Here is a 25,754-nt window from a genome sequence, read left to right on the forward strand (position 1 = left end):
CGACACGCATGTGACAGTATTCGACCGATGCAAACGGAAACTGCAAAAAAGGGCGAAACCCCACGGATATCGCCCTTTTTACGACTTAAAGTCACATAATCGGCAGGCTTTCATGGTGATCGACCGTGGCACCGGCGATCAGCCGGCCGAGCCGCTTGATGCCCTCGTCGATCATCTGGTCGTTGGCACAGGAGAAGCTTACCCTCAGTGTGTTGGCATTGCTGCCATCGGCGAAAAAGGCCTTGCCCGGCACGAAGGCAACACGCTCGCTTGCCAGCGATTTTGCCAGAAGCTCCGCGCCGTCCATACCCTCGGGCAGCGTCACCCAGACAAACATGCCACCTTCCGGCTTCGTCCAGCTGGTTCCCTTCGGCATGTATTTCTCAAGAGCAGCCAGCATCGCATCGCGGCGTCCGCTATAGACGCGCTTGATCTTGGCGACCTGCTCGTCGAACCCGCGCACGGCAACATGTTCGACGGCGATCTGGTTGATCGTCGAGGAATGCAGGTCGGCCGCCTGCTTCATCAGCACCAGCTTGCGGATGACCGGCATTGCCGCGATGACGAAGCCGACACGCAGGCCCGGCGCCAGCGTCTTGGAGAAGCTGCCGCTATAGATCGTGCGGGTGTTCTCGATGCCGCCCTTGCGGGCGATATCGAGCGAAAGGATCGGCGATACCGGCTCGCCATCGAAGCGCAGGTTCTGGTAGGCCGCGTCTTCGAGGATGGCGATATCCAGCTCGTCGGCAAGCGCCAGGAGCTTCCGGCGCCCCTCCAGATCGATCGTCTCGCCCGTCGGGTTGGAGAAATCCGCCGACAGATAGGCGAATTTCACGGAACCACCCGCCTTGGCTGCCGTCTCGCGATAGGCATCGGGCGTGCGGTTGCCGTTGAGCGACAGCTGGTCATAGCTCGGCTCATAGGCGTTGAAGGCCGAAAGCGCGCCGAGATAGGTCGGCCACGTAACGAGCGCCGTATCCTTCGGCGACAGGAACAGCTTGCCCAGATAGTCGAGCGCCTGCTGCGACCCGGACGTGATGAACACGTTATCGGCGGTACAGTCGATGCCGATCTTGGCGACATCGGCAACGATCCAGTCGCGCAGCGGCTTGTAGCCTTCGCTGACCGAATACTGCAGCGCCGAGTTTACCTGCGCACTCGAAAAGATATCCGCATAGGCCTTCTGGAAGGCCTCGGAAGGAAACAGCGCAGGATCGGGAATCCCGCCTGCAAACGAGATGATGTCTGGCTGTTCCAAGAGTTTCAGCAGTTCACGAATTTCCGAAGCCTTCATCCGGCTGGAGCGGCTGGCGAAGATATGTTCCCAATCAAGCACGGGATGTTTCCTCTTGTTTCAATTTTGTTGCCCGTGCTTTACAAAAGTTTCGATAGGTCAGCAATGCTGACTTATCGATTTTCGGTACGATAATGGAAAATTTCAAACATTCGGCTTATAATAAAACATTCCCCTCCAGCGGTATGGCGCAAAGTGGCAGCAACTCTAAAACTCAACGCCCAATTATGTTCGCACGCCTATAACGAAGCCGTCGAAAAAATCGCTAGGTTGGCAGCATATGCCACCTCCCGCAGCTTAAAGATAATTGGATTCGGAGAATACTTTTCGATAGCGGAAGAGCTCGCTCAAAAAGACCTTATAATACTTTCCATCTCAACCCGACGCTTGGCAGAAATGACGAAAAGCCAGTCTGCCCTGAAAAGCAAACAGGTTCGTTCTGCGTACAAGGACGCCAGCGGGAAACATCAAAGTCGCCAGGAAAATTGCTGGGACATCATCGGCAACATCCTACATGGCGTAGAAATATTAATTTACAAAGACGTCGGAAAATACGTCGAAACAGACATCATGAAAATTGTCGAAAATACAGATGAGATAGATGCTGCTATAGCCATAAAATCCGACAAATTTAGCCAGAAAGTATTCAGGCTTACAGATTTCCTAAAATGCTTGAATGAATATCTAGACGACGCAAACGACATACTCGCGCAAAACAAAATATTTGTCGGCTCATTATACAAATAGGCCGGAGCTTGCGCTCCGGCCTGAATTGATCGAACTCTTCGAAGAAACTTAGTTGACGGCCTTGTCGACCAGCTTGTTCTTGCCGATCCACGGCATCATGCCGCGCAGCTTGGCGCCGACTTCCTCGATCTGGTGGGCGTCGTTCATGCGGCGGATGCCCTTGAAGCGGGCAGCACCCGAACGGTATTCCTGCATCCAGTCGGAGGTGAACTTGCCGGTCTGGATGTCCTTGAGGACGCGCTTCATCTCGGCCTTGGTTTCTTCCGTGATGATGCGCGGGCCGGTGACGTATTCGCCCCACTCTGCCGTGTTGGAGATCGAGTAGTTCATGTTGGCGATGCCGCCTTCATAGATCAGGTCGACGATCAGCTTCACTTCGTGCAGGCATTCGAAATAAGCCATTTCCGGCGCATAACCGCCTTCGACCAGCGTTTCGAAACCGGCGCGGATGAGCTCGACCAGACCGCCGCAGAGAACCACCTGCTCGCCGAACAGGTCGGTTTCGCATTCTTCCTTGAACGAGGTCTCGATGATGCCCGAACGACCGCCGCCAACGCCGCAGGCGTAGGAGAGAGCCAGATCAAGCGCATTGCCGGAAGCGTTCTGATGAATGGCAACGAGGCAGGGAACGCCGCCGCCCTTCTGGTACTCGCCGCGAACCGTGTGGCCGGGGCCCTTCGGCGCGATCATCACGACGTCGACGGACGCCTTCGGCTCGATCAGGCCGAAATGAACATTGAGGCCGTGGGCGAAGGCGATCGCTGCGCCGTCACGGATATTGCCGGCGATCTCTGCCTTGTAGATATCGGCCTGCAGTTCGTCAGGCGTCGCCATCATCATCAGGTCGGCCCATGCGGCGGCTTCCGCAACCGTCATGACCTTGAAGCCGTCGGCTTCGGCCTTCTTGGCGGTTGCCGAACCGGCCTTGAGCGCGATGGCCACGTTCTGGGCACCGCTATCCTTAAGGTTCAGCGCATGGGCGCGACCCTGGGAGCCGTAGCCGATGATGGCGACCTTCTTCGACTTGATGAGATTGATGTCGGCATCCCGATCATAATAAACGCGCATCTTAGTTCCTTCCCTATGCGAGTGTTTGCTTCAGTTGTTCATCGTCCAGCGGAAACGCGATAGGTTTCCGCCGATTTCTGTGTCGCGCCGTGAAGCGACAGGAAGGCATCGACCGCCCTCTCCGCCTGGCGCGCATTGTCCCTCAGGCCCGGTTCGCCAAGCAGCATGCGAACATGCAGGTCGGAAACGATCAGGCCGTAGAATGTGTGATAGGCGGCATCGGCATTGTCGAAACGCAAGAGCCCTGCCCGCTTTCCAGCGTCGATCAGCGCCATCGCGCGCCGGTCGATCTGGCCGCGACCATGCTCGACCAAAAGCTTGCCAAGCTTCGATCCGTCGCGGCTCGTCTGGCCGATCGCCAGCCGGTTGAGTGCCAGCGAAACGTCGCCCGCCAGAACCTCCAGGAGATCGCGCGCGAACTGGTCCAGCCGCTGCTTCAGCACCTCGTCGGTCAGCTTCTCGCCGGACCGCTCCGTCGTGCGCACCTTGCTTGCCTGATAGGCGATCATGGCCGCAAGCAGACCGTCGCGATCACCGAACCACTTGTAGAGGCTTTCCTTCGAACAGCTCGCTGCGCGCGCCAGACCGGAGGTCGTAAGCGCCTTGTCGCCGCCTTCGACAAGCAGACGAAGTGCCTGTTCCAGAACCTCGTTCTGGCGGGACGAAAATTGCGGCGCTTCGGCGCTATCGGGTCTCACGGGGCTTGCTCCTCTCAGGTACCGTACGGTACGGTTCTGCCGTATAAAGCAATTCTGCGCTCCGTCAAGTCCTCACAATGGAACCATGGGCGACCATGACAGGAATAGATGGAGCGCGGGTCAGCCCGCTGTATCGCGCACTGCGTCCATGTCGCGCGCCGGTGATAAGCCGTAAAGCCGGCTGTATTCGCGGCTGAACTGTGACGGGCTCTGGTAACCGACCCGATGCCCGGCATTTCCGGCATCGAGCCCTTCCACCAGCATCAGGCGCCGGGCCTCGTGCAGCCGAAGGTGCTTCTGGTATTGCACGGGCGTCATCGCGGTAATCGACTTGAAGTGATGATGGAAGGACGAGGCACTCATGCTGACATGCTCGGCCAGTTCCTCGATCCGCAGCGGGCTGGTGAAATTCTCCCTCAGCCAGGAGATGGCCCGGGCAATCCGGTGGCCATGGCTGTCGGTGACAGCGATATTGATCAGTTGCGCTCCGGCCGGACCGGTCAGGATGCGATAGAGGATTTCGCGCTCGATCAAAGGCGCCAGTGCCGGAATATCGTCTGGACGATCGAGCAAGCGCATCAGCCGCACGGATGCATCGAGCAGTTCGGGAGTGGCGACATTGACCAGGATGCCACGCTGTCCCTTGACAGGCTCCGCCGGCCTCGTGAGTCCCGTAGATCCCATCAGGTCGAGCACCTTGTCGCTGCTGATGGCGAACGTCATGCAGAAATGCGGGACCTCGCTGCTTGCCTCCACCACGCGCCATGCGACGGGAAGATCGAGCGAGGTCAGGAGATAGTCCCCCGCTCCGTAATTGATCGTATCGCTGCCCAGCTGCACGCTTTTCGCACCCTGGATCACCATCGCAAAACATGGCCGGTAGCTGCCGTGGCAAGGTGCGCTCGGCGACGTCTGCCGGCTGATCCGCACACCGTCCAGGGCCGTCATAGTTTCACCATTGCTGGTCGCATGGCGCCCGGCAATCGAGGCAATCTCCTGATAGGGATTGAAAGGCAGCGTCATCTGACCATCTTTCTGCGCAGAAATCTCTCTGCGCATTCTATAGCGCGGTTCGCATCGTGCAACGAGCGCACCGCCGGAGTTTTGCAGGATCGTGCAAGAACAACGGAGGATCGATCTAACGCTCCCGCCATCCCCGGACGCATAGTCCGGCCGTTGATTTCCACCCATGAATGAATGGAGTTTTCCATGCCCATCGCAAGAGGCTATGCCGCGACCGACGCCACGAGCCCGCTCAAGCCCTTCACCTTCGAGCGCCGCGAACCGAACGAAGACGACGTCGTCATCGACATCAAGTTCGCCGGCATCTGCCATTCGGACATCCACACAGTCCGCAACGAATGGAAGAACGCCGTCTATCCGATCGTGCCGGGCCATGAGATCGCCGGCGTCGTCAAGGCCGTCGGCTCCAAGGTTACCAATTTCAAGGTCGGCGATCATGTCGGCGTCGGCTGCTTCGTCGATAGTTGCGTTGGCTGCGCCACCCGCGACTTGGACAACGAGCAGTACATGCCCGGTCTGGTCCAGACCTACAACAGTGTCGAGGCCGACGGCAAGACCGCGACCCAGGGCGGCTATTCCGACCAGATCGTCGTCAAGGAAGGCTATGTCCTGAAGATCCCGGACAACCTGCCGCTCGATGCCTCCGCCCCGCTGCTTTGCGCCGGCATCACGCTCTATTCCCCGCTCCATCATTGGGGCGCCGGTCCCGGCAAGAAGGTTGCGATCGTCGGCATGGGCGGCCTCGGCCACATGGGCGTCAAGATCGGCGCGGCCATGGGCGCAGACATCACGGTCCTGTCGCAGTCGCTTTCCAAGAAGGAAGACGGCCTGAAACTCGGCGCAAAGCATTACTATGCCACCAGTGATGCCTCGACCTTCGAGAAACTTGCCGGCACATTCGACCTGATCATTTGCACGGTCTCCGCCGAGATCGACTGGAACGCCTATCTCGGCCTGCTGAAGGTCAATGGCACCATGGTTGTGGTCGGCGTGCCGGAAAATGCCATTCCGGTCCACGCCTTCTCGCTCATTCCCGCCCGCCGCCAGCTGGCCGGCTCGATGATCGGCTCGATCAAGGAAACCCAGGAAATGCTGGATTTCTGCGGCAAGCACAACATCGTCTCGGAAATCGAGAAGATCAACATCCAGCAGGTCAACGAAGCCTACGAACGCGTGCTGAAAAGCGACGTCCGCTACCGCTTCGTCATCGACATGGCCTCGCTCGACGCCTGATCGAACGATTTTATGGCGGATATGAGGGGCGGCTCGAAAGGGTCGCCCCTTCTGATTCGACCTCCGGAAATTCAAGATTCCGGGGTGGAAGAATCTGCCCATACAGCCGATGGAACTCCAGCCATGATTGAAGGTTCCCGCATCCGCTGGCTCGGAGCCAGTCACCGAATTTTTCAAAGACTCGCCGACATATCCCCCCTATAGGCATAGGCGGCACAGATCGTTGCAGCAGAGGTGATGAATGCCGGTGGCGCCTCAAGCGCTCTCGGTCCAGCCCGTTCACGAGACGAATGTGCGCAAGAGCGAAACATGGAAGGAAGATTCGGTTGGCTGAACTCAAGAAAATTGCTCTCGAACTCGCCGCGGCGCATCGCGACCCGACCGCTCTGGTCGACGCGGACGGTCTGCACGACCTGACACGGGAACAGGCCTACACTGTTCAACATGACACCCTTGCCGCGCTGGGCGACACGCCGACCGTCTTCAAGGTCGCCCTTCCCGCGGACGGAGTGGCCACCAGTTCGCCGATCCCGTCCGCCATGGTCGCCGACACACAGGGAACGATCACGCTTGGCGGCCGCGCCGTCGATGGTCTGGAAATCGAGATTGCCGCCCGTCTTTCCAAGGACATTACCGCACAGACTGTTGCCGATGGTGTCGATGCGGTTCTGGATGCAATTGACCACTTCGTCGTCGGCGTGGAGCTTCTCGGCACCCGCTTCAAGGACAAGGACAAAGCAAGCGCATTTGCAAGGCTCGCCGACCTGATGACGACGGGTGGCTACGTGATCGGCAAAGAGACCCTGGCTGCCCAGCCGGATGTCGCCGGTCTGCCGGTCACCCTTTCTGTCGATGGGAAAGTCGTCCAGAGCGAGACCGCCCGCTATCCGTTCACCGATGCGCTGACGCCGATCATGGCGGCCATAGGGACGGTTCCGGAAGGATTTCGCAAGGGATCTCTGGTGACGACAGGATCGCTCTCCCCCCTGCTCATGTCGCCGCCGAAGGGTGAGGTCTCGATCAAGCTTGGCGACTTCGCACCGATCGTGTTCCGACTCGCCTGACGCGCCCTGCAAGACGGCAGGGTCAGGTATCTCCTGCCCTGCGCAGATAACATGCTTTCGGCCGGGAGATTCGCCCGGCCGAGACAACACGCCCCACCGCCTTCTACGCCAGTTCACTCTCGTCGTAGCGAGCCCGAGCAGCCTTGACCGCCGGATGGTTGTCCGCCGCCCAGGCCAGCACGCGCGACAAGGGCGCAAACAGCGAATGGCCAAGCTCCGTCATCCGATATTCCACGCTCGGCGGCTTGGTCGGAAACACCTGCCGGTCGATATAGCCGTCGCGCTGCAAGTCGCGCAAAGTCTGGGTCAGCATTCTTTGGGAAATATCCGGCACCATCCGCCGAAGCTCGCTGAACCGGTAAGGCCGCTGCGCCAATGCCTCGAGAATAAGCGTCGACCATTTACCCGCAATGCGGTCGATCACGTCGCGCACCGGGCAATTGTTCATGTCCCAGCCGGACATGTCGCATTCCTCGCCGTTCAGCATCCGTACCGCACCCTTGGCCACCATGGCGGTTCCCTTCCTGTAACCATGTCCCTGAAAACTGCCTCCTTTACAGTCGATGGTCAATGCATAATCTAGAGATAGTCTCTTTTTGAGACTTGCATTCAAGGCCGTCGAGACACGGCAATACCCGAAGGGAAATACCATGACCAAACTCCTCGTCACCGGTGCTACCGGCAAGCTTGGCCGCGCAGTCCTCCATCACCTTCTGGAGACATCCGCGGTCCCGACCACGGATGTCATCGCCGCAAGCCGGGATCCGTCGAAGCTTGCCGACCTTGCCGCCAAGGGCATCGAAACCCGCAAGGCGGATTTCGCCGATGAGGCCGGCCTTGCCGCAGCCTTTGCCGGCGTTGACCGGCTGCTGATCATCTCGACCGACGATCTCGTCACCCCCGGCGGCCGTCTGAAGCAGCACAAGGCGGCTGTTGCAGCCGCAGCCAAGGCAGGCGTAAAGCACATTCTCTACACGTCCATGCCCAACCCGGACAAATCGCTGGTCTCGTTCGCCTCGGATCATCTTGGCACCGAGGAAGCGGTCAAGGCGACCGGTATCCCCTACACCATCCTGCGCAACGCCTGGTATGACGACAATTATCTGATGTCGATGCCGCACAATCTGGCCACTGGCACGTGGTATACGGCCATGGGCTCCGGCAAGGTTTCAAATATCAGCCGCGATGACTGCGCTCGTGCCGCCGCCGCAGCCCTTGCCAAGCCACTGGCCGGCAGCGTCACCCTGACGCTCACCGGCTCTGAAACCCTTGGGGCGGAAGAGATTGCAGCTCTCGTATCGAAGGCCGCCGGCAAGCCGCTCGCCGTCGTGCAACTCACCGACGAACAACTGGCCGGTGGCATGACCTCTGCCGGCCTTCCCGATTTCCTCGTAAAGATGCTGGTCTCGGCCGATGCCAATATCCGCGCCGGCAATTTCGACCTAGTCACGGGCGATTTCGAGACCCTCACCGGAGCCAAGCCGCAACTGCTGTCAGCCTATCTGGAAGGCCAGAAGAGCGCCCTGCTCGCCAGCCATTGATATCTGTCTGCTGACCGTGGAAAACCTGAAGCGCCGGCGAACGAACACGTTCCGCCGGCGTTGATATCGCGCGCGGCGCTTAATTGACTGCGCCGAACGTATGGTCCGAAACGACCTGATTGCGCCCCGACATCTTTGCCATGAACAGGAACTGCTCGGCAGCATTGAGATAATTGTCGAATGTCTCGGGTCCATGGATGTCAGCAAGGCCGATCGATACGGTCAAACCGATCATCTCTCCCTTCCACCCGATTGGGCGCGCGGCAAGCTCCTGCCGCAACTGGTCGAAATTCTCGGTCGCCTGTGCTCCATCCTGGCCAGCCAGCAGCAGCCCGAACTGATCGAACCCGAGATGCGCCACATGCATGTTTCGCTGCGATGCCAAGCGCAGGAGGTTGGCGCCAAACTCGGAAAGAACCTCGTCCGCACACTCCTCGCCAAAGGATTCGGAGATGCGGAAAAGCCGGTCGATATCGACGATGGCCACACTGCAAGGCTCGCCGTTCTCGATACAGTCGGCGACCGTTGGCTCCCCGGCACGATAAAATTCCTCGATCGAGAAAAGCTTCTCTTCAAATGGAAGCCTCGGCTCGAACCTGTCGGGAAGCGGCGCCACCACGGCCTGCACGACAAAATCGCTGGGCTCGGATCGCTGGCGTTTCTGGCTAACGATATAGGGCATGCTACACCTGTACTGCGACTACGCGACGTTTTTCACATCGCCGATACCGCGCACCGATCGCATCGAACGGATCTGGATCAGCGTATCGAGGTTTTGATTGACCCGGCAGTAGAACTCCTCGTCGATGAACGGCCGCAGCATGAAGTCGTTGCCGCCGGCCTTCAGGAAGCGTGCCGACAGATGACGGTCCGACGACGAAGAGACGCCGATGATGCGCAACTCATGAGAGCCGCGCACTGAGCGGATACGCCGCGTCAGCTCGAAACCGTCGATATCCGGCATGTTGTAGTCGGTGATGACGAGGCTGATATCCTTGTTCGCCTTCAGCAGTTCCAGCGCCTTGGCACCATTTTCCGCCGTGCTGACGCGGAAATTGTAGCGCTTGAGGCGGCTCGAGAGCAGCGCCCGCGCCGTCGGACTGTCATCGACGATCAGCACGTGGTGACGGTGATTGGTCAGGAACCTGCAGACCGATTCCGCCAGCATTTCGACGGCAAACACATTGTCCTTGAGAATATAGTCGACGATGTCCTTGGTCAGAAGCTTGTCGCGGGTTTCCTGGTGGAAGGTGCCCGTGAAGACGATCGTCGGGATAGACAGATCGATCAGATATTCCAGCGCCTCGCCGTTCTCCGCCCCCGGCAGATTGATGTTGGAGATCGCCAGCGTGATCGGATCGGTCGACCGGTCATAGGCCAGTTGCAGATCTTCGAAATTGCGGCAGATCTCCACATCGATGTCGAACAGCTCCTTGAGCCTCATTCCGATCATCGACGTGAATACGTTGGAATCCTCGGCGAGCAGAATGCGCGAGTGACCAAGTGTTTCACCGGAATACTGCATCCCGGAAATGCCAAGGAATGTCATATCGACCCTTACGAACAAAAAATTACGCCCCGGCAATCGTTTTACTTAAATCGATTTGCAGAACCGTTAATCGGACAGGTCAATTCAGGACAAATCGTCCCTCGCCGCGGCACACATTTCTGGTTAGGTCAAAAAATCGTGGCGTCCCATGGCTAATGAAACAGTATTCCCAAATGTAAAACTTTAAACATGAAGTATTTGGAGAGAACGAAGCAGAGGGGTGCCACTCACCCCTCCACCCGTTTCAAATCAGGCGCCGCCGCGCATGTCGGGCTCTTCGGCAAGGACTGGAGCACCGTGATGGAAAACCACTTCCGAGCGCGGGAACGGTATCTCGACGCCCTGTGCCTTGAACCGCTTCAGGATCTCCACCCTCACGGCATTTCTCACCCGCAACCCGTCGGACATGTCGGCCAGATGGAAACGTAGTTCGAAATCGAGCGACGAGCCGCCGAACGCCAGGAACTCTACATGCGGCTCCGGATTTCGCAGGATCTCCGGCACCTCTGCCACGATATCAAGCAAAATCGAGATCACCTGTTCCGGATCGCTGTCATAGCTGACGGACACTTTGATCTCGGATCGCTGGATACGGTTCTTCAGCGTCCAGTTTCCGACCGCAGCGTTGATCAGGTCAGAATTCGGAACGATGATCGCCTGCTGACGAGCGGTTTCGATCTCGGTTGCACGCACCGAAATGCGCTTGACCGTGCCCTCCGTCGTGCCCGTCACCACATAGTCGCCCACCCTGAAGGGCCGCTCGACAAGCAGAATGAGGCCGGAAACAAAGTTCGACACGATGTTCTGCAGGCCGAAACCGATACCGACCGACAAGGCGGACGCGACCAGTGCGAGGTTCGACAGATTGATCCCCGCCGCCGATACGCCGATGATAGCCGCCAGACCGATACCAAGATAGCCGATACCGGTCTTGACCGAGTTTCGCACGCCGATATCGACATGGCTCCGGGCGAGTACGTTCCCGTCGATCCACTTCTGGATCCAGTGCGTCACGACATAGCCGACCGCAAACAACAGCAATCCGCCGAAAATCCCGACGATCGAGATCGAGATGCTGCCGATGCGGAATTCGGTAAAGAAGCTGAATATCCATGACTGGATGTCGGTGATCTGGAAACCCCAGGTGATCAGGATCAGCGGGATGCCGAGTGCGAGTGCGATCACATAGATCCCAAGCCCGACGAACAGGCCCGTCTGGTCAAGCCCCACGTCGCCGAAACCATAGCGCTCGGCAAGCCGCAGCCCCAGTCCCGTGTCATGGAACGCGCCACGCTTGGAAATGGCCTTGCCCGACAGCAGCCCGATATAAATCAGCACCATCATGGCACCGGTCAGGACAATCTGCGTCGAGGCGAACCGTGCCAACCCGATATAACCAGCCATGACGCTCAGAAGCAGAAGGCCGCCCATGACCCTGAACAGCAGCGCAAACGAACGCGGCCAGTGTCGGCCTCGTCCTGCCGTATCCTCGCCGTCTCCGATCACCGGACGTATGAACGAGATAGCGATCAGGATCAATCCGATCAGAACCGAGGCAATCAGGCTCTTGGCGATTGTCAACACCACCGGCGAGTTCAGCGCCTCGCTGACCGCTCCGAGAAGGTAATCGAGACCGTTGATCACCGCCATGGCGATGATCGTCATGCTGAGAAAGCGTGCGCCTGCATCGGTGATCTTGACCAGCCGCCAGCCGGGCGCGTGCGGAGCGAGCGCCGCATAGGTGAGCTTCCAGACGAAGTGGACCAGCCAGAGGAAGCCGAACAACGTCGAGATGATCGGCGCCACGTCAGGCCGCAAGACATTGAAGCCTTCGAGGAAGAGATAGGACGTGATCAGGAAGGCCGCGAATGTGACGGTCTGCAGCACGGTCGACCAGAACGTATAGGACAGCCTCTTGATATAGGGGATATCCTCACTGCCGACGCGACGGACGAAACGCCCGAAAAGGCGATAGCCGCCCGCGAAAAAGAGAACCGCAGCGCCGATAGACAGCGCGATCGCGCCCATCAGCGACAGAGCCTTGAAGCGCCAGACGAAAGTCAGCCAGCTGCCGATCGTCGCATTGAAATTGTGGACTTCCGTGACGAAGGCGTCGCCCGCTTCTGAAAACAGGTCCGAGCTCAGTTCGGTATGCCGGAAAAGTGTACGCGCAAACAAGGCCCGGCGCAGCGTGGTAATCGAATTGGCCAACTGTGTCGCGCTGTTTTGCAGGTTGCTCGCGTCACCGACGATGAGGTTGAGCTGCGATCGCTCGTTCTGCAGCCGGCTGCGCTCCTCGGATACGGCCGGAGCTTCGGCCGGCTGTCCGGCCGCCGGGGGCTCTCCGAGACTGGTCAACCGGTTCTGGATCTGCTCGACGCGAACCTTCATCGCGTCCGACGCCGCCTGCATGTCACCGATAATGGCTTCGGCCTTGACCCTGATATCCGCCAGCTTGGCATCGTCATCGGAAGACGATTCGACATTCTGCTGGAAGGTATTCAACTGCTGGCGCAATCCGTCCAGCTTGTCCTTCATCTCTATATTGATCGAGTCTGCGGTGACATCGGCCTTCGCATCCTGCGCGGGTGCTGCCTGTGGCGCAGATGAGGACGATGCCGCTTCCGGCTGGATCGCGGTCTGCGCAAAAGCCACTTGCGCCGACACTGAGGCACCGAGCATAATCAGGCACGCCGCAACCACAAGACGCGGCCTGCAGGCATCGACGGATGTGGCAAGGGAGGAGCCGAGGAGGGAGAAAAGTTTCACAGGTCTCTCGTCTTGTTGATCGAATCGGCTCGAAAGGTAGGGCCTGTTCGCGGCGAAGAAAAGGAAACTGCGAATTCTAATAAACCGGCAGGGAACCTTGGAACATTTCGGAACGTTACCCGCGGCATTTTATCAATTCACTCATGGAAAGGGTAAGGCCATGGAACAGGCAGGGATCGGCTGGATAGCAGCGATCATCATCGGCGGCATTGCAGGATGGCTGGCCGAGAAATTCATGAAGAGCGACATGGGCATCCTCATGAATATCATTCTCGGCATTGTCGGCGCCATCGTCGCCAATGCGATCCTCGGCGTCTTCGGCGTCGTGCTCGGAGGCTGGATCGGTTATCTCATCGCCGGCTTCATCGGCGCCTGCATCCTGATCGCCGTGGCGCGCATGTTCAGGCGCTGACGCCCCCCTCAGGGCGCGAGGGCAATTTTCTGTTCGTCGCGCCCGAGGATCTCGCAAAGCACCGACACAACCAGATTGTGATCCTCCCGTTGCGGCAATCCCGAAACGGTTATCGCACCGATACATCCGGTACCGCTCACGGTGATCGGAAAGCTGCCCCCATGGGTGGCATAATCGGCATCGGCCAATCCGTATCTCGCCTGGACCGTCGTTTCATCACGCGCAAGCTGCCGACCGATCCCGTAGCTGGAGCGGAAGAAATTCATCACAACATTGCGCTTGCGGCGTACCCAGCGGGCATTGTCCGCAGTCGAGCCGGGAAGCGCGCAGTAGAACATCGGCATCGAATGACAGGTAATGTCGATGGCAACGGCAAGACCGCGCTCGGCGGCAACCGCCCTCAGCCGCGAGCCAACGACCCAGGCCGTATCGGCGTTGAACTCATCGAACACGAGCACACGCTCCTGTTCGGCAATCGTCGCAATATCCTCGTCGAATGACATGCCCTCTCCTTTCACTATCGGCGCCCCCGCCCCATGTGGACGAAGGCTTGCAACTCGTCGACAGCAAAGCCGATCCGCTCTTGCAGGGCAGGCGAGGCAATCTCGTGACCCGAAAAATCGTTATTCGAGGCATAGATGGCCGTCGGAATCGTATGGGCCATGAAGAAGCCGAAGAGCGGTCGCAACTGATGTTCCACCATCAGCGCATGGCGCTCTCCACCGCCTGTCGCGGTGATCAGCACAGGCTTGCCGCGCAACTGCTGCGGGTCGATCAAATCGATGAAATGCTTGAACATGCCTGGATAGCTGCCCTTGTAGGTGGGCGAGCCGATGACCAGCAGATCCGCCTCCACCACCGCCGACATCACCTCGGCGCCCGCCGGATCCAGGTCGAACTGCGTTTTGGCCACGCCGAGCGAATCGCCCACATCGGCGAGATCATAAACCGCCTTTTCTAGGCCATATCGGGCGCAGGCGAGTTCCGCCACATATGCGACCAGCGCTGACGTCTTGGACGGCCGACCGTAACTTCCGGAAAACCCCACCAGTTTCAACTCAACCACCCTACTCTGAACGCGCGACCGCTACCCTATGCACCGTCCGACGTAGCATTTCGCAGTCTGCGGGAAAAGGCGTTCGTGAGGTCCCGGCTGACGCATGCGTCGCACAAGGACATGATCGCCGCTCCATAAAAGACAACCTCTGCACGCATACAATAACGACAACTGGCCCGCCGATGCCTGATATTGCGTGTATACGACTTGCCTTGATGATTTTTGCGGAATAATTCCGGAATATCGTCCGCCAGGATCCCTCACAGGACCCGGCAATATTCGGGGGGAGACTTGCTCGCACTCACGTCGGCAAGGGGAAACGGGTACAAGGGTTACGCTTTATGATGGAATTGTTCACGACTGCCGGCCTTGCCGCACTCGTTGAGGTTATCGCAATCAATCTCGTCCTTTCCGGAGACAATGCGATCGTCATCGGCCTGGCCGCTGCGGGCCTGCCTGCGCATCTGCGCCAGAAGGCCATCCTGTTCGGCATTGCTGCCGCGACCGTACTCCGGCTGATATTCGCCGTCGTCACCACCTATCTCCTCGGCATCGTCGGCCTGCAGCTTCTCGGTGGCCTTCTCCTCGGCTGGGTCTGCTGGAAGATGTGGACCGAACTTCGCGAGGATCCGGATAGCGCGGGGCACGATGCAGCGGCCGCGGGCCTCAAAGGCGGCAAGGAGAAGACCTTTTTCCAGGCCGCCATGCAGATCGTCGTCGCCGACGTCTCCATGTCGCTCGACAATGTTCTGGCGGTTGCCGGCGCCGCACAGGATCACTCGGCCGTACTCGTCATCGGCCTGATCGTCTCGATCGCGCTGATGGGCGTTGCCGCCAATTTCGTTGCCAAGCTTCTGTCGCGCTTCCGCTGGATCGCCTATCTCGGCCTGATCATCATCGTCTATGTGGCGCTGAACATGATTTATCACGGCTTTGTCGAGGTCATGCCGCTCATCTCCCGATGACCACCGCCTGATAACAAGAAAGCCCGGCAACGCCTCGTTCGCCGGGCTTTTCGTTTCGCTGTCCGGATTAAAGCGCCTTGACCGCGGCCAGCACATCCTCAGCATGCCCGGCAACCTTGACCTTCGGCCAGACCTTCGCAACCTTGCCGGCCGCGTCGATCAGGAACGTCGTCCGCTCGATCCCCATATAGGTCTTGCCGTACATGCTCTTTTCCTTCCACACGCCATAGGCCTGCGACACGACCGTATCCTCATCCGCGCCAAGCGCCACCGTCAGCTCGCGTTTGCGAACGAAATTGTCGTGCTTCTTGACGCTGTCTGCGGAGATGCCGACGACGGCTGCACCGGCCTTCTCGAATTCGGGAAGCAGCTGCGAAAACGAAATCGCCTCGGTCGTGCAGGCGCTCGTATCGTCCTTCGGATAGAAATAGAGCACCAGCGGCTTGCCGCTGTAATCGCTAAGAGAAATCGTCCTGTCGCCATTTCCCGGCAGCGTAAAATCGGGGGCGGCCTCGCCCGTCGTCAGGTTTGCCATGGATTTCCTTTCTTTCGCCTGTATCTTGAGTGACTGTTGTCACAATGGGTATATACAGGCCGACGAAGCGTCCAGATCAGCGCTGGATGCGAAAAGGACGAGTTCTTCACTGAATGGCGGAAATACGGGGAGAGAAGGTCAGTTTCGGTAAGCAGGACATTGTTCCTCTGCACGAACTCCCGTCCGCACAGGCCGAAGATCCGATCATCGTCCATTGTCCGCCTCAAACGACAAGAACACTGCGGATCTGCAAGTCGCTCGTGCTTTTGGCTATCCTTCTCGTCATCGCGATCGGCAGCGGGTTCTTTGCCATCGAAAGCGGTGTCATCGACAGCACCCTGACCAGCCGCGCCCAGGCTGCGCTCAACAACGCCATTGGCCCGCGCTACGTCTCGACCGTCGGCTCGGCCGCAATCCGCTTCAATTCGGACATGCGCATCGCCATCGAAGCGCGTGACGTCGATGTCGTCGAGCGGGCGACTGGCCAGCATTTGAGCCGTGCGGGTGCCCTTCGCATGGCCGTCGATCCTCTGGCGCTCCTGAGCGGCCGCATCTCGATCAACAGCATCGAGGCGCAGACGATTCGCCTGGAAACAGCTCAGCTGCCCGAAGGCGACCCGATCGCCCTCTCCAAGGTGCGCGTGGATGCCGTTCCTGACCTGCTGGAACAGGCTTTCCAGCGCCTCGATGAAGCCCGCGGCCTGATTGAGCGTACCGGCACCGCCTCGATCCGCCTTTCCGGCATCGATATCGTCCTGCCCGCCCCGCCGGGACGCAAGCCCAATGTCCTGACCGTCAACGATCTCCAACTGGCGCGCAACGCCGCCGGCGAGATCGGCGTTAACGGAACGGTCAGCGTCAACGGTCGCAAAGCGCAGCTCACGGCCGCCTCTCAAACCGTGGATGGCGTCACCGCCGCCTTGTCGGCCCATCTCTCGGGTCTGGATGTCACTTCCTTCCTGCTGCAGCGAACCGAGGACGGTCTGCCGCGCGAAGGATTGCAAAGCTCCGTCGATTTCGACATGAATGCCACGCGCGCCCGTGGCGATGCACAAAAGCCGGCCATGTCTGCCACGCTGACAAATTCGCCCGGCAATTTCTATTTCGACGGCATCCAGCAGACCTTCAGCGGCGCGACGATCAATATCGCCTATGATTTCGACAAGAATTCCATCGAAATCCTCAAGTCGAAGGCCCAGTTCGGCCCGACCATCCTGCCCTTCACCGGCGCTGTGATCGACCTGAACAGATTGAACCCTGACGACAAGCGGCTCGGCTTCGGCCTCGACATGCTGATCAGTGGCGGCACGGCGGTGAGCGCGTCCCCCGGCGAACAGCCGGGCATCTTCGACCTCAAGGCAACAGGACGTTACCTGACAGCGGACCGCCAGCTCGAATTCGACGAAATGGGCCTCATGAGCCCACTCGGCCAGATGGCGGCGGCGCTCAAGGTCCATTTCGGCAACGAGTCTCCCGAAATCAGTTTCGGCGGTCAGATACCGCATATGCAGGTCACCGGCATCAAGCAGTTCTGGCCGTTCTGGATGGCGCGCAAGCCGCGCGACTGGGTGCTGCAGAACATGTTCGGCGGGAGCGTGTCGAATGGCACGCTCGCAGTCTTCATCCCTGCCGGACGGATGAAGGGTCCCGGAATTCCGATGGAGCTCGATGCCAACGAGCTTCAGATCAGTTTCGGCCTGACCGATTCGCGCCTCAACCTGCCCGGTGACATCCCGCCGCTGCGTGATCTCGACGGCCAGTTTTCGCTCAAGGGCGAGAATATGACGGTCGACGTCAGCAAGGCCGCTTCCTACGCCCCGTCCGGACGCGTCGTGCAGGTTCAAGGCGGCCGTTTCTCGATCCCGTCCACCTATGCCAAACCATTGATGGCGGATCTGTCGATCCACATCGCCGGCCACGCCGATGCCGTTACCGAACTTGCCAATTTCGCACCGATCCGCGCATTGAAGGGCACCAATTTCAAGCCCGATGATTTTTCAGGCGATGCACAGGCCGATATCCAGGCCAAATTTGGCCTGATCAACGATCAGCAGCCGCCAAAGCCTACCTGGAATGCTCAGATCCAACTGCAGGGTGTCAGCCTCGCACCGCCGGTAGAAGGCCACAAGATCGCCTCCCTGACAGGCCTTCTGGCAGTGGACAATCAGGCAGCCCGCCTGACCGCGAACGGCACGGTCGACGACGTCCCCGCCGAATTGTCCATCGTCGAGCCCGTCGATCAGAATTCCGGTGTGAAACGGGCAAGAACGATTAAAGCGACGTTGAACAATGCCCAGCGCGACAAGCTGGTGCCGGGACTATCGGACATGATCGATGGCTCGATCGGCCTGGAGCTGACCCGCCTCGACGACAAGCGGCAGTCGGTCAAACTCGATCTCAGCCGCGCGGCCCTGACCATTCCGGGTGTCGGCTGGACCAAAGGCTCCGGCATAGGCGCCACGGCCCAGTTTGATGTCGCGTCCGGCGACATCAAGGATCTCAACATCCAGAACTTTCAGTTGAGCGGCGACACGTTCGGCGCCAAGGGAGATTTCCAGTTGGCCAATGGCCAATTGTCGACGGCATCCTTCTCCCATGTGCAGCTCTCGCCCGCCGACGATTACAGCGTCACCATCAAACGGAGCAAGGGCAGCTATGACATCGCCGTAAGCGGCTCCAGCGTCGACGTGCGCCCCGTCATCACCCACTTGCGCGCCAGCACGACCGGTAGCGGTAGCAGCAATGGCGCGGGTGGCAGTTCCGGCGATGGCACGACAACGACGGTGAGCGCCAAGGTAGATCAGGCAGTCGGCTTCAACGATGAACACCTCTCGAATGTGTCTCTGAATTTCTCCGTCCGCGGCTCCACCGTCACCCGAGCCGACCTTTCGGCGGTGACCGGCAGCGGCCAGGCGGTGGTCAGCCAGATGACCCGCGGCGACACGATTTCGGTCACCAGTGGTGATGCCGGCGCTGTTGCCCGCTTCACCGACCTCTATGACAACATGAAGGCCGGGCTTTTGAACTTGAAGCTCAAGGCACGCGGCAACGACTGGGCCGGCTCCATGGACATCCGCAACTTCCAGCTCGTCAACGAAAAGCGGCTGCAGTCTCTCGTCACCGCCCCGGTCGGCCGGGACGGAGAAAGCCTGAACACCGCCACCAAGAACGATATCGACGTCAGCGCCGCCCGTTTCCAGCGCGCTTTCGCGACCCTCGTCTATCAGGACGGTGCGTTGGCGGTCGACAACGGCATCGTCCGCGGCGAGCAGATCGGTGCGACCTTCCAGGGCACGGTTCGCGATGCCGCCGGCAAAATGGCGATGACCGGCACCTTCATGCCGGCCTATGGCCTCAATCGCCTGTTTGGCGAATTACCGCTGATCGGCGCCATCCTCGGCAATGGCCGAGATCGTGGGCTTTTGGGCATCACCTTCAAGCTCGATGGGCCGTTCGAAAAGCCGCGGCTGACCGTCAACCCGCTGTCGCTGATCGCTCCCGGCGTCTTCCGCCAGATCTTCGAGTTTCAGTAACAGTGCCAACGGCCAACACCGCGTGAAAAAGCCGCCCGGATTGCTCCGAGCGGCTTTTGTCTCGTCAATAGTTGTTCGTCATGCCCTCAGGCGGGACGCACCAGAATATGCTTCTTCTTGCCGAGCGACAGCTTGATCACGCCATCACCCGTCACCTCGCCGGTGCCGATCACCTTGCGCTCGTCGGAGACGGCGGCATCGTTGATGCGCACTGCGCCACCCTGCACGTGACGGCGGGCTTCGCCGTTAGACGCGGCAAGACCGGCTTTGACGATCAGCGCCAGCAGGCCGATACCGGCTTCGAGTTCGGCGGCAGGAACGTCCACCGACGGCAGGTTGTCGGCAAGCGCACCTTCCTCGAAAGTCTTTCGCGCCGTTTCCGCCGCCTGCTCTGCCGCCTCGCGACCATGCAGCATGGCAGTCACTTCGGTTGCCAGGATCTTCTTCACCTCGTTGATCTCAGCCCCACCGAGTGCCGAAAGCCGGGCGATCTCGTCCATCGGCAAGGTCGTGTAAAGCTTCAGGAAGCGCGATACGTCGGCATCCTCGGTATTGCGCCAGTACTGCCAGAAATCATAGGCAGACAGCATGTCCGGGTTGAGCCAGACCGCACCATTGGCAGACTTGCCCATCTTGGCACCCGACGACGTGGTCAGAAGCGGCGAGGTCAGCGCATAGAGCTGCTGCGTCCCCATCCGGTGACCGAGGTCGATGCCGTTGACGATATTGCCCCACTGGTCGGAGCCACCCATCTGCAGCCGCACGTCGTAGCGCTTGGAAAGCTCGACGAAGTCATAGGCCTGCAGGATCATGTAGTTGAATTCGAGGAAGGACAAAGACTGCTCGCGCTCGAGACGCGTCTTGACGCTGTCGAAGGACAGCATCCGGTTGACCGAGAAGTGCCGGCCGACATCGCGCAGGAATTCGAGATAGTTGAGACCGCGCAGCCAGTCGGCGTTGTTGATCATCAACGCGTCCTTCGGGCCATCGCCGTAATTCAGGTAGCTTGAGAACACCCGCTTGATCGAGGCGATATTGCTCTCGATCGTCTCGAGCGTCATCAGCTGGCGCGACTCTTCCTTGAAGGACGGATCGCCGACCATGCCGGTCCCGCCGCCCATCAGCGAGATCGGCCGATGTCCGGTCTGCTGCATCCAGTGCAGCATCATGATCTGGATCAGGCTGCCGGCATGCAGTGACGGCGCCGTCGGGTCATAGCCGATATAGGCGGTCACAATTTCCTTGGCGAACAGTTCGTCGAGACCTGCCTCGTCGGAGATCTGGTGAATGAAGCCGCGCTCGTCGAGCGTACGAAGGAAATCGGACTTGAACCTGGACATCTTTGCTCTCTGGGGATGTGTCTTGCACTGTGCGACGCGCGTCTAGCATCGTTTCGCGCGATAATCACTTCAAAAGTGATTGCCCCGTCGCAGCGCATTCCCCCAACCGTCACATGAGCGCCTCGGCAAATAAGGGTTCATTAACCTTAAGGATGTGTAATTGCCGCAAGCAAGCACTGGATTTGATTCAGCTTTATTGAGGAGCAGGCCGTGGCCCAACGAGCCGAAAACAGGGTCTTTGGAAAACGGCAAGCCAATCACGTCCTGATTCTCGCAAGCGGCGAACAGATCCGCCACATGACCATCCGCCCCTGGATGATCGCGATCGGCCTGAGTGCCGCCTGCATGGCGCTTGTCGGCTATCTCGGCGCCACCTCCTATCTCGTGGTCCGCGACGACCTGATCGGCGCCACCATGGCGCGCCAGGCCCGCATGCAGCACGACTACGAGGACCGCATCGCAGCGCTCAGAGCGCAACTCGACCGCATCACCTCCCGACAGTTGCTCGACCAGCAGGTCGTCGAGAAGAAGGTCGAGAAATTGCTGGAACAGCAGGACGCCATCTTCTCCCGCCACGGCAAGCTCGGTTCACTTCTCGACCGCGCCCAGCAGTCCGGCATAGAGCCTTCTGCCTCGGACGCACCGGCCTTCGCGCCAGGCAGCGACGGCAAGCGTGCGGATGCCGGCGGTGCGAGCGCAATTTCGCGCTTGCTGGCCAAAAGCGATACCGCCGATGCCCAGCCCGCCAATGCTTCGTCCAATCTTGCGACTGCGACCCTCCGCGAGGGTGCTGCCGACCGCGCCGACAGGATGTTCTCCAAGGTAACCCTGTCCCTCAAGACGCTGGAAAACCAGCAGTTGAACAAGGTCGCCAGCCTCACGACCGATGCCTCCAATACGGCCGATGCGATAACCTCCATTCTGGCGCATAACGGGGTGGATATCGACGAGACGGCAGAGGAGGACAAGAAAGGCGGCGTCGGCGGCCCCTACGTGGCCCCACGACTGGCCGGTGACCGTTTCGACCAGTCTCTGGACGACCTCGACGCCGCCCTGACCCGCCTGGAAAACGTGCGCGATACGGCACGCGCCCTGCCCTTTGCCAACCCGGCGCCCGGCGAGCCGATCACCAGCCGATTCGGCAACCGTATCGATCCCTTTCTTGGCCGCCTTGCGCTCCATTCCGGCATCGATTTCGCCGCCCAGACGGGGGATGGTGTGAAAACGACAGGGACCGGCAAGGTCACCATCGCCGGCGTCATCAATGGCTACGGCAACATGGTCGAGATCGATCACGGATATGGAATTGCCACCCGCTACGGCCATCTTTCCAAAATACTCGTCAGCGTCGGCGACGAGGTCCGGGCCGGCGATATTATCGGCCGCGCAGGCTCTACCGGCCGGTCCACCGGTCCGCACATCCACTACGAGGTGCGCCGCAACGGACAGCCCATAGATCCCATGCATTTCCTCAATGCCGGGATGAAACTGACCACCTATCTGGAGTAGCGTATACGCTCCGCGACGCGGCCTATCGCCGCGAGGTGACTTTCATTCACCAAATCAGCCGTGCTCGAACCCGGTTTTCTTGACTTTCCGGCATTTTGGTCATATGTCGCGCCCTGTTGTCGCCCCAATTGAGCGTAGCGACGGATGATGTTCTTCTTGAACGAAATGGAATTGTATTTCCTTTGACCACTTTTGCTGATCTTGGCCTGAGCCAGAAAGTTCTCTCTGCCGTCACCGACGCCGGCTACACAACGCCGACTCCCATTCAGGCGGGAGCCATTCCTCACGCGCTGCAGCGCCGCGATATTTGCGGCATAGCGCAGACCGGCACGGGCAAGACCGCGTCCTTCGTTCTGCCCATGCTGACGCTTCTGGAAAAGGGCCGCGCACGAGCGCGCATGCCGCGCACGCTGATCCTCGAGCCGACCCGCGAACTGGCTGCGCAGGTCGCAGAAAACTTCGAGAAATACGGCAAGAATCACAAGCTCAACGTCGCCCTCCTGATCGGCGGCGTCTCCTTCGAGGAGCAGGATCGCAAGCTTGAGCGCGGCGCCGACGTTCTGATCTGCACCCCCGGCCGCCTGCTCGACCACTGCGAGCGCGGCAAGCTTCTGATGACCGGCGTCGAGATCCTCGTCATCGACGAAGCCGACCGCATGCTCGACATGGGCTTCATCCCGGATATCGAGCGCATCGCCAAGATGATCCCCTTCACCCGCCAGACGCTGTTCTTCTCGGCCACCATGCCGCCGGAAATCCAGAAGCTGGCAGACCGCTTCCTGCAGAACCCGGAGCGGGTCGAGGTTGCCAAGCCGTCCTCGACCGCCAAGACCGTGACGCAGCGCCTCGTCGCAGCCCATGGCAAGGATTACGAGAAGCGCGCCGTGCTCCGCGACCTGATCAAGGTTCAGGAAGACCTGAAGAACGCCATTATATTCTGCAATCGCAAGAAGGATGTCGCCGATTTGTTCCGCTCGCTGGAACGCCACGGCTTTTCCGTCGGCGCCCTGCATGGCGACATGGACCAGCGTTCGCGCATGACGATGCTTGCCAATTTCAAGGACGGCAACATCAAGCTTCTCGTCGCCTCCGACGTTGCCGCACGCGGCCTCGACATCCCCGACGTCAGCCACGTCTTCAATTTCGACGTGCCGATCCATTCGGAAGACTATGTCCACCGCATCGGTCGTACCGGCCGCGCCGGTCGCTCCGGCAAAGCGTTCACGATCGTGACACGTGCCGATACTAAATATGTCGATGCCATCGAAAAGCTGATTGCTGAAAAGATCGAATGGCAGAACGGCGACCTTTCCGCCCTGCCCGCTCCCATGGAAAGCCATGACAGCGGCGAGCGTGGTCGCAAGGGCGGCCGCGAACGCGGCGGCCGGGATAGGGATCGGGACCGCAATCGCGGCAACCGTCAGGAACAGGCGGTGGCAGCAGATGCACCGCAGGAAAAGCAAATCGTCACGGAAGAGGCAAGCGTGGAAGCAGTTCTGGAAAATTCGAAGTCGGAGCGTCGTTCTGACAGGAAGAATCAGCCTGCCAACAACCGCGGCCGTGATCGTGACCGTCGGCCCAACCCGGCCAATGACGATAACCGCGAGCGCCGCCGCTATCGCGACCACGACGATGGCCCGACGCCGGTCGGCTTCGGCGACGATATCCCCGCCTTCATGCTGATCGTTGCCAACGCTGCAAAGTGACGGTTGCTGACCAGTCCGCAACGGCACGCCCGGGCCTGGATTTTCCGGGCCTCGGTGTTGGTCTGGTCATTCGCCGGGCCGACGGAAAAGTGCTTGTCTGCCGCAGGCTGAAGGCACCGGAAGCCGGATACTGGAACATTGTCGGCGGCAAGGTCGACATGATGGAGCGCGCGGAGGATGCCGCGCGTCGCGAGGCCGAAGAGGAAACCGGCCTCAGGATCGGAAAAGTCCGGTTTGTCTGCCATATCGAAGGCATATTGCCCGACGAGGGCCAGCACTGGCTCTCCCTCATCTATGTCACCGAGGATTTCGACGGCGAACCGGTCCTGACGGAACCGGACAAGCATGCCGACCTCATGTGGATCGATATCAACGATCCTCCAAGCCCTCTGTCGCTTTTCTCGTCGCTGGCTTTCAGCCATCTGAAGAGTATCTAACGGCGGTGCCGTTCCTCAAGACGCGCTGCACCGTTTTGTCCGGCATGCTTTCAACACGAAGCCATAGTAAAAAAGCCGTCCCGGTTTCCCAGAACGGCTTCGCCTTGATGAAAAAGCGCGCAATATTCGCGGATGCTGTCGTCGGCCCGGCAGGTCCCAGGCCACATCCCCCATTACGTATGCAAGAATAGCTAGACTGCCATGGCCCTCGCAATACCTGAAATCTAATAGTTGCTAAGCGTGATCATGTATCGCGATTGATCCTGAGCGCCGCCTCGAAAGCCATCACCACCCATTTTCTAAGCTCATCCGGGTCATCCAGCGCCGAGTCGGGAATTGTCCAATAGGGCATCAGCACGGGTTTGCCCTTCTTGCCCTCATAGGCCCATTGTGACGCACCCGCTTCGGCAAATTCCGGGCCGCTGACCGCATCGGCCTTGAGCATGACCTCGTCGCGTAGATCGATGGCGATAATCAGCCCCTGATGGTAGATGCCCTTGCCGCCGAACATGCGCCGGATCGAGACCGGCCCCAGCCCTTCGAACATCTCTTCGATCGCTGCATTATCCATTCCGTCATGCCCTATCTCGTCAGAATTCCACCTGCCGCAATGACCGCTTCCGGCGTGTCGACATCTATATGCGCAGCCGGGCCGATGTCGACATCGATGACGGCAAGCCCCGAACGCTCAATCACAGGCCTTGCGCCGATGTCACCAGTCAGCTGCAGCACGGCAGCATAACAGCTGCGCGGCAGGATGACCGGATTGCCGCGCTTGCCGTCGAACACACAACGCACCACCGACTGGCCACCTTCCGATTGAAACCGCCGGATCATCATGTTGATCTGGCCGGTAGTCACCGCCGGCATGTCGGCCAGCATCACCAGAACCCCATCCGCCGAGGCCGCTTCCAGACGTGAAAAACCGCAGACGAGCGAGCTTGCCATGCCCGATGCAAAACCGGGATTGAAGGTGATCACCAGATCGAGCCCTGACAACGTATCCTCGATTTCATCGCGGCGATGCCCGGTCACGGCGACGACCGAGGCGAGATCGGCGCCGAGCAACACCTGCGCCGAGCGCCGTACCAGCGGCACACCATCGAACTCGGCCAATAGCTTGTGCGGCCCGTCCTCGCCCATCCGCCGCGCCCGCCCTGCGGCGAGCAGCAGGCCAGCGACGGTGATTGCATCTGCGGCAGCAGACGTCTTCCCGTCGTCGTGGCCGGTATTTTCGTTCTCCATCAGCGATCCTCCGGAGTGCAATTGGATAA

Annotated in this window: 24 protein-coding genes; 10 read left to right on the plus strand and 14 right to left on the minus strand. The window is 59.7% G+C overall.

The features are described 5' to 3' along the window. Positions 1–91 precede the first annotated feature (91 nt). The gene (locus NCHU2750_RS09225) at positions 92–1,336 is read right to left on the minus strand and encodes an aminotransferase-like domain-containing protein (protein WP_119940165.1); all 1,245 of its coding nucleotides are present in this window, start codon (positions 1,334–1,336) and stop codon (positions 92–94) included. A gap of 153 nt (positions 1,337–1,489) precedes the next feature. Here NCHU2750_RS09225 and NCHU2750_RS09230 point away from each other — a divergent pair, with 153 nt between their 5' ends. Further along, the gene (locus NCHU2750_RS09230) at positions 1,490–2,041 is read left to right on the plus strand and encodes a hypothetical protein (RefSeq protein ID WP_162939563.1); all 552 of its coding nucleotides are present in this window, start codon (positions 1,490–1,492) and stop codon (positions 2,039–2,041) included. A gap of 48 nt (positions 2,042–2,089) precedes the next feature. Here the strand turns inward: NCHU2750_RS09230 and ilvC are convergent, their stop codons facing one another. The 3 genes from ilvC to NCHU2750_RS09245 all read right to left on the minus strand — a co-directional run bounded on the left by ilvC (position 2,090) and on the right by NCHU2750_RS09245 (position 4,830). Further along, positions 2,090–3,109, minus strand: coding sequence for a ketol-acid reductoisomerase (ilvC, locus tag NCHU2750_RS09235; RefSeq protein WP_119940167.1), 1,020 nt, complete (start codon positions 3,107–3,109; stop codon positions 2,090–2,092). 38 nt (positions 3,110–3,147) lie between these two features. Then, complete coding sequence (locus NCHU2750_RS09240; protein ID WP_119940168.1) at positions 3,148–3,807, minus strand: TetR/AcrR family transcriptional regulator C-terminal domain-containing protein; 660 nt, start codon at positions 3,805–3,807, stop codon at positions 3,148–3,150. A 120-nt stretch (positions 3,808–3,927) separates the two neighbouring features. Then, positions 3,928–4,830 carry an AraC family transcriptional regulator gene (locus NCHU2750_RS09245; protein ID WP_119940169.1) on the minus strand — a complete coding sequence of 301 codons (903 nt, stop codon included), beginning with the start codon at positions 4,828–4,830 and terminating at the stop codon, positions 3,928–3,930. A 186-nt stretch (positions 4,831–5,016) separates the two neighbouring features. Here NCHU2750_RS09245 and NCHU2750_RS09250 point away from each other — a divergent pair, with 186 nt between their 5' ends. Then, positions 5,017–6,063 carry an NAD(P)-dependent alcohol dehydrogenase gene (locus NCHU2750_RS09250; protein WP_119940170.1) on the plus strand — a complete coding sequence of 349 codons (1,047 nt, stop codon included), beginning with the start codon at positions 5,017–5,019 and terminating at the stop codon, positions 6,061–6,063. Between the two features lie 326 nt (positions 6,064–6,389). Continuing rightward, on the plus strand, positions 6,390–7,127 hold the full coding sequence (locus NCHU2750_RS09255; protein WP_119940171.1) for a fumarylacetoacetate hydrolase family protein: 738 nt from the start codon (positions 6,390–6,392) through the stop codon (positions 7,125–7,127). Positions 7,128–7,230: 103 nt separating this feature from the next. On the opposite strand, the gene NCHU2750_RS09260 is transcribed toward NCHU2750_RS09255, so the two are convergent. Next, a complete protein-coding gene (locus tag NCHU2750_RS09260) occupies positions 7,231–7,638 on the minus strand; it encodes a winged helix-turn-helix transcriptional regulator (RefSeq protein ID WP_119940172.1) in 408 nt (135 codons plus the stop codon). A 139-nt stretch (positions 7,639–7,777) separates the two neighbouring features. Between NCHU2750_RS09260 and NCHU2750_RS09265 the strand changes: the two genes are divergently transcribed. Further along, positions 7,778–8,668: an SDR family oxidoreductase gene (locus NCHU2750_RS09265; protein WP_119940173.1), complete on the plus strand. Its 891-nt coding sequence runs from the start codon at positions 7,778–7,780 to the stop codon at positions 8,666–8,668. Between the two features lie 79 nt (positions 8,669–8,747). On the opposite strand, the gene NCHU2750_RS09270 is transcribed toward NCHU2750_RS09265, so the two are convergent. The 3 genes from NCHU2750_RS09270 to NCHU2750_RS09280 all read right to left on the minus strand — a co-directional run bounded on the left by NCHU2750_RS09270 (position 8,748) and on the right by NCHU2750_RS09280 (position 12,986). Continuing rightward, entirely contained in the window at positions 8,748–9,350 is a 603-nt protein-coding gene (locus NCHU2750_RS09270; protein ID WP_119940174.1) for a GGDEF domain-containing protein, read from the minus strand. A gap of 18 nt (positions 9,351–9,368) precedes the next feature. After that, on the minus strand, positions 9,369–10,217 hold the full coding sequence (locus tag NCHU2750_RS09275; RefSeq protein WP_119943150.1) for a response regulator: 849 nt from the start codon (positions 10,215–10,217) through the stop codon (positions 9,369–9,371). 249 nt (positions 10,218–10,466) lie between these two features. Beyond that, on the minus strand, positions 10,467–12,986 hold the full coding sequence (locus NCHU2750_RS09280) for a mechanosensitive ion channel family protein (RefSeq protein ID WP_119940175.1): 2,520 nt from the start codon (positions 12,984–12,986) through the stop codon (positions 10,467–10,469). A gap of 160 nt (positions 12,987–13,146) precedes the next feature. Here NCHU2750_RS09280 and NCHU2750_RS09285 point away from each other — a divergent pair, with 160 nt between their 5' ends. Beyond that, the gene (locus NCHU2750_RS09285; protein WP_119940176.1) at positions 13,147–13,398 is read left to right on the plus strand and encodes a GlsB/YeaQ/YmgE family stress response membrane protein; all 252 of its coding nucleotides are present in this window, start codon (positions 13,147–13,149) and stop codon (positions 13,396–13,398) included. An 8-nt stretch (positions 13,399–13,406) separates the two neighbouring features. On the opposite strand, the gene NCHU2750_RS09290 is transcribed toward NCHU2750_RS09285, so the two are convergent. Beyond that, the gene (locus tag NCHU2750_RS09290) at positions 13,407–13,901 is read right to left on the minus strand and encodes a heme-degrading domain-containing protein (RefSeq protein WP_119940177.1); all 495 of its coding nucleotides are present in this window, start codon (positions 13,899–13,901) and stop codon (positions 13,407–13,409) included. 14 nt (positions 13,902–13,915) lie between these two features. Beyond that, positions 13,916–14,464, minus strand: coding sequence for an FMN reductase (gene msuE / locus NCHU2750_RS09295; RefSeq protein ID WP_119940178.1), 549 nt, complete (start codon positions 14,462–14,464; stop codon positions 13,916–13,918). 335 nt (positions 14,465–14,799) lie between these two features. Between msuE and NCHU2750_RS09300 the strand changes: the two genes are divergently transcribed. Beyond that, positions 14,800–15,420, plus strand: coding sequence for a TerC family protein (locus tag NCHU2750_RS09300; RefSeq protein WP_119943152.1), 621 nt, complete (start codon positions 14,800–14,802; stop codon positions 15,418–15,420). Between the two features lie 67 nt (positions 15,421–15,487). Here the strand turns inward: NCHU2750_RS09300 and bcp are convergent, their stop codons facing one another. Then, positions 15,488–15,955 carry a thioredoxin-dependent thiol peroxidase gene (gene bcp / locus NCHU2750_RS09305; protein WP_119940179.1) on the minus strand — a complete coding sequence of 156 codons (468 nt, stop codon included), beginning with the start codon at positions 15,953–15,955 and terminating at the stop codon, positions 15,488–15,490. Positions 15,956–16,068: 113 nt separating this feature from the next. Here bcp and NCHU2750_RS09310 point away from each other — a divergent pair, with 113 nt between their 5' ends. Next, positions 16,069–19,488: a YhdP family protein gene (locus NCHU2750_RS09310; RefSeq protein ID WP_119940180.1), complete on the plus strand. Its 3,420-nt coding sequence runs from the start codon at positions 16,069–16,071 to the stop codon at positions 19,486–19,488. 86 nt (positions 19,489–19,574) lie between these two features. Here the strand turns inward: NCHU2750_RS09310 and tyrS are convergent, their stop codons facing one another. Beyond that, a complete protein-coding gene (gene tyrS, locus NCHU2750_RS09315) occupies positions 19,575–20,828 on the minus strand; it encodes a tyrosine--tRNA ligase (protein WP_119940181.1) in 1,254 nt (417 codons plus the stop codon). 210 nt (positions 20,829–21,038) lie between these two features. Between tyrS and NCHU2750_RS09320 the strand changes: the two genes are divergently transcribed. From NCHU2750_RS09320 to NCHU2750_RS09330, 3 genes are all read left to right on the plus strand, one after another. Further along, positions 21,039–22,337, plus strand: a complete 1,299-nt coding sequence (locus NCHU2750_RS09320) for a M23 family metallopeptidase (RefSeq protein ID WP_119940182.1) — start codon at positions 21,039–21,041, stop codon at positions 22,335–22,337. Positions 22,338–22,519: 182 nt separating this feature from the next. Beyond that, on the plus strand, positions 22,520–24,043 hold the full coding sequence (locus NCHU2750_RS09325) for a DEAD/DEAH box helicase (protein WP_119940183.1): 1,524 nt from the start codon (positions 22,520–22,522) through the stop codon (positions 24,041–24,043). Next, positions 24,040–24,480 (plus strand): NUDIX domain-containing protein, encoded by a 441-nt coding sequence (locus tag NCHU2750_RS09330; RefSeq protein ID WP_205583884.1) that lies wholly within the window; start codon positions 24,040–24,042, stop codon positions 24,478–24,480. Before NCHU2750_RS09325 ends, NCHU2750_RS09330 begins: the two co-directional genes overlap by 4 nt. Before the next feature lie 244 nt (positions 24,481–24,724). On the opposite strand, the gene NCHU2750_RS09335 is transcribed toward NCHU2750_RS09330, so the two are convergent. Then, positions 24,725–25,051 (minus strand): TfoX/Sxy family protein, encoded by a 327-nt coding sequence (locus tag NCHU2750_RS09335; protein WP_119940184.1) that lies wholly within the window; start codon positions 25,049–25,051, stop codon positions 24,725–24,727. Positions 25,052–25,062: 11 nt separating this feature from the next. After that, positions 25,063–25,725: a nucleotidyltransferase family protein gene (locus NCHU2750_RS09340; protein WP_119940185.1), complete on the minus strand. Its 663-nt coding sequence runs from the start codon at positions 25,723–25,725 to the stop codon at positions 25,063–25,065. Positions 25,726–25,754: the final 29 nt, after the last annotated feature.

It is taken from the genome of Neorhizobium sp. NCHU2750 (assembly GCF_003597675.1).
Classification (GTDB): domain Bacteria; phylum Pseudomonadota; class Alphaproteobacteria; order Rhizobiales; family Rhizobiaceae; genus Neorhizobium.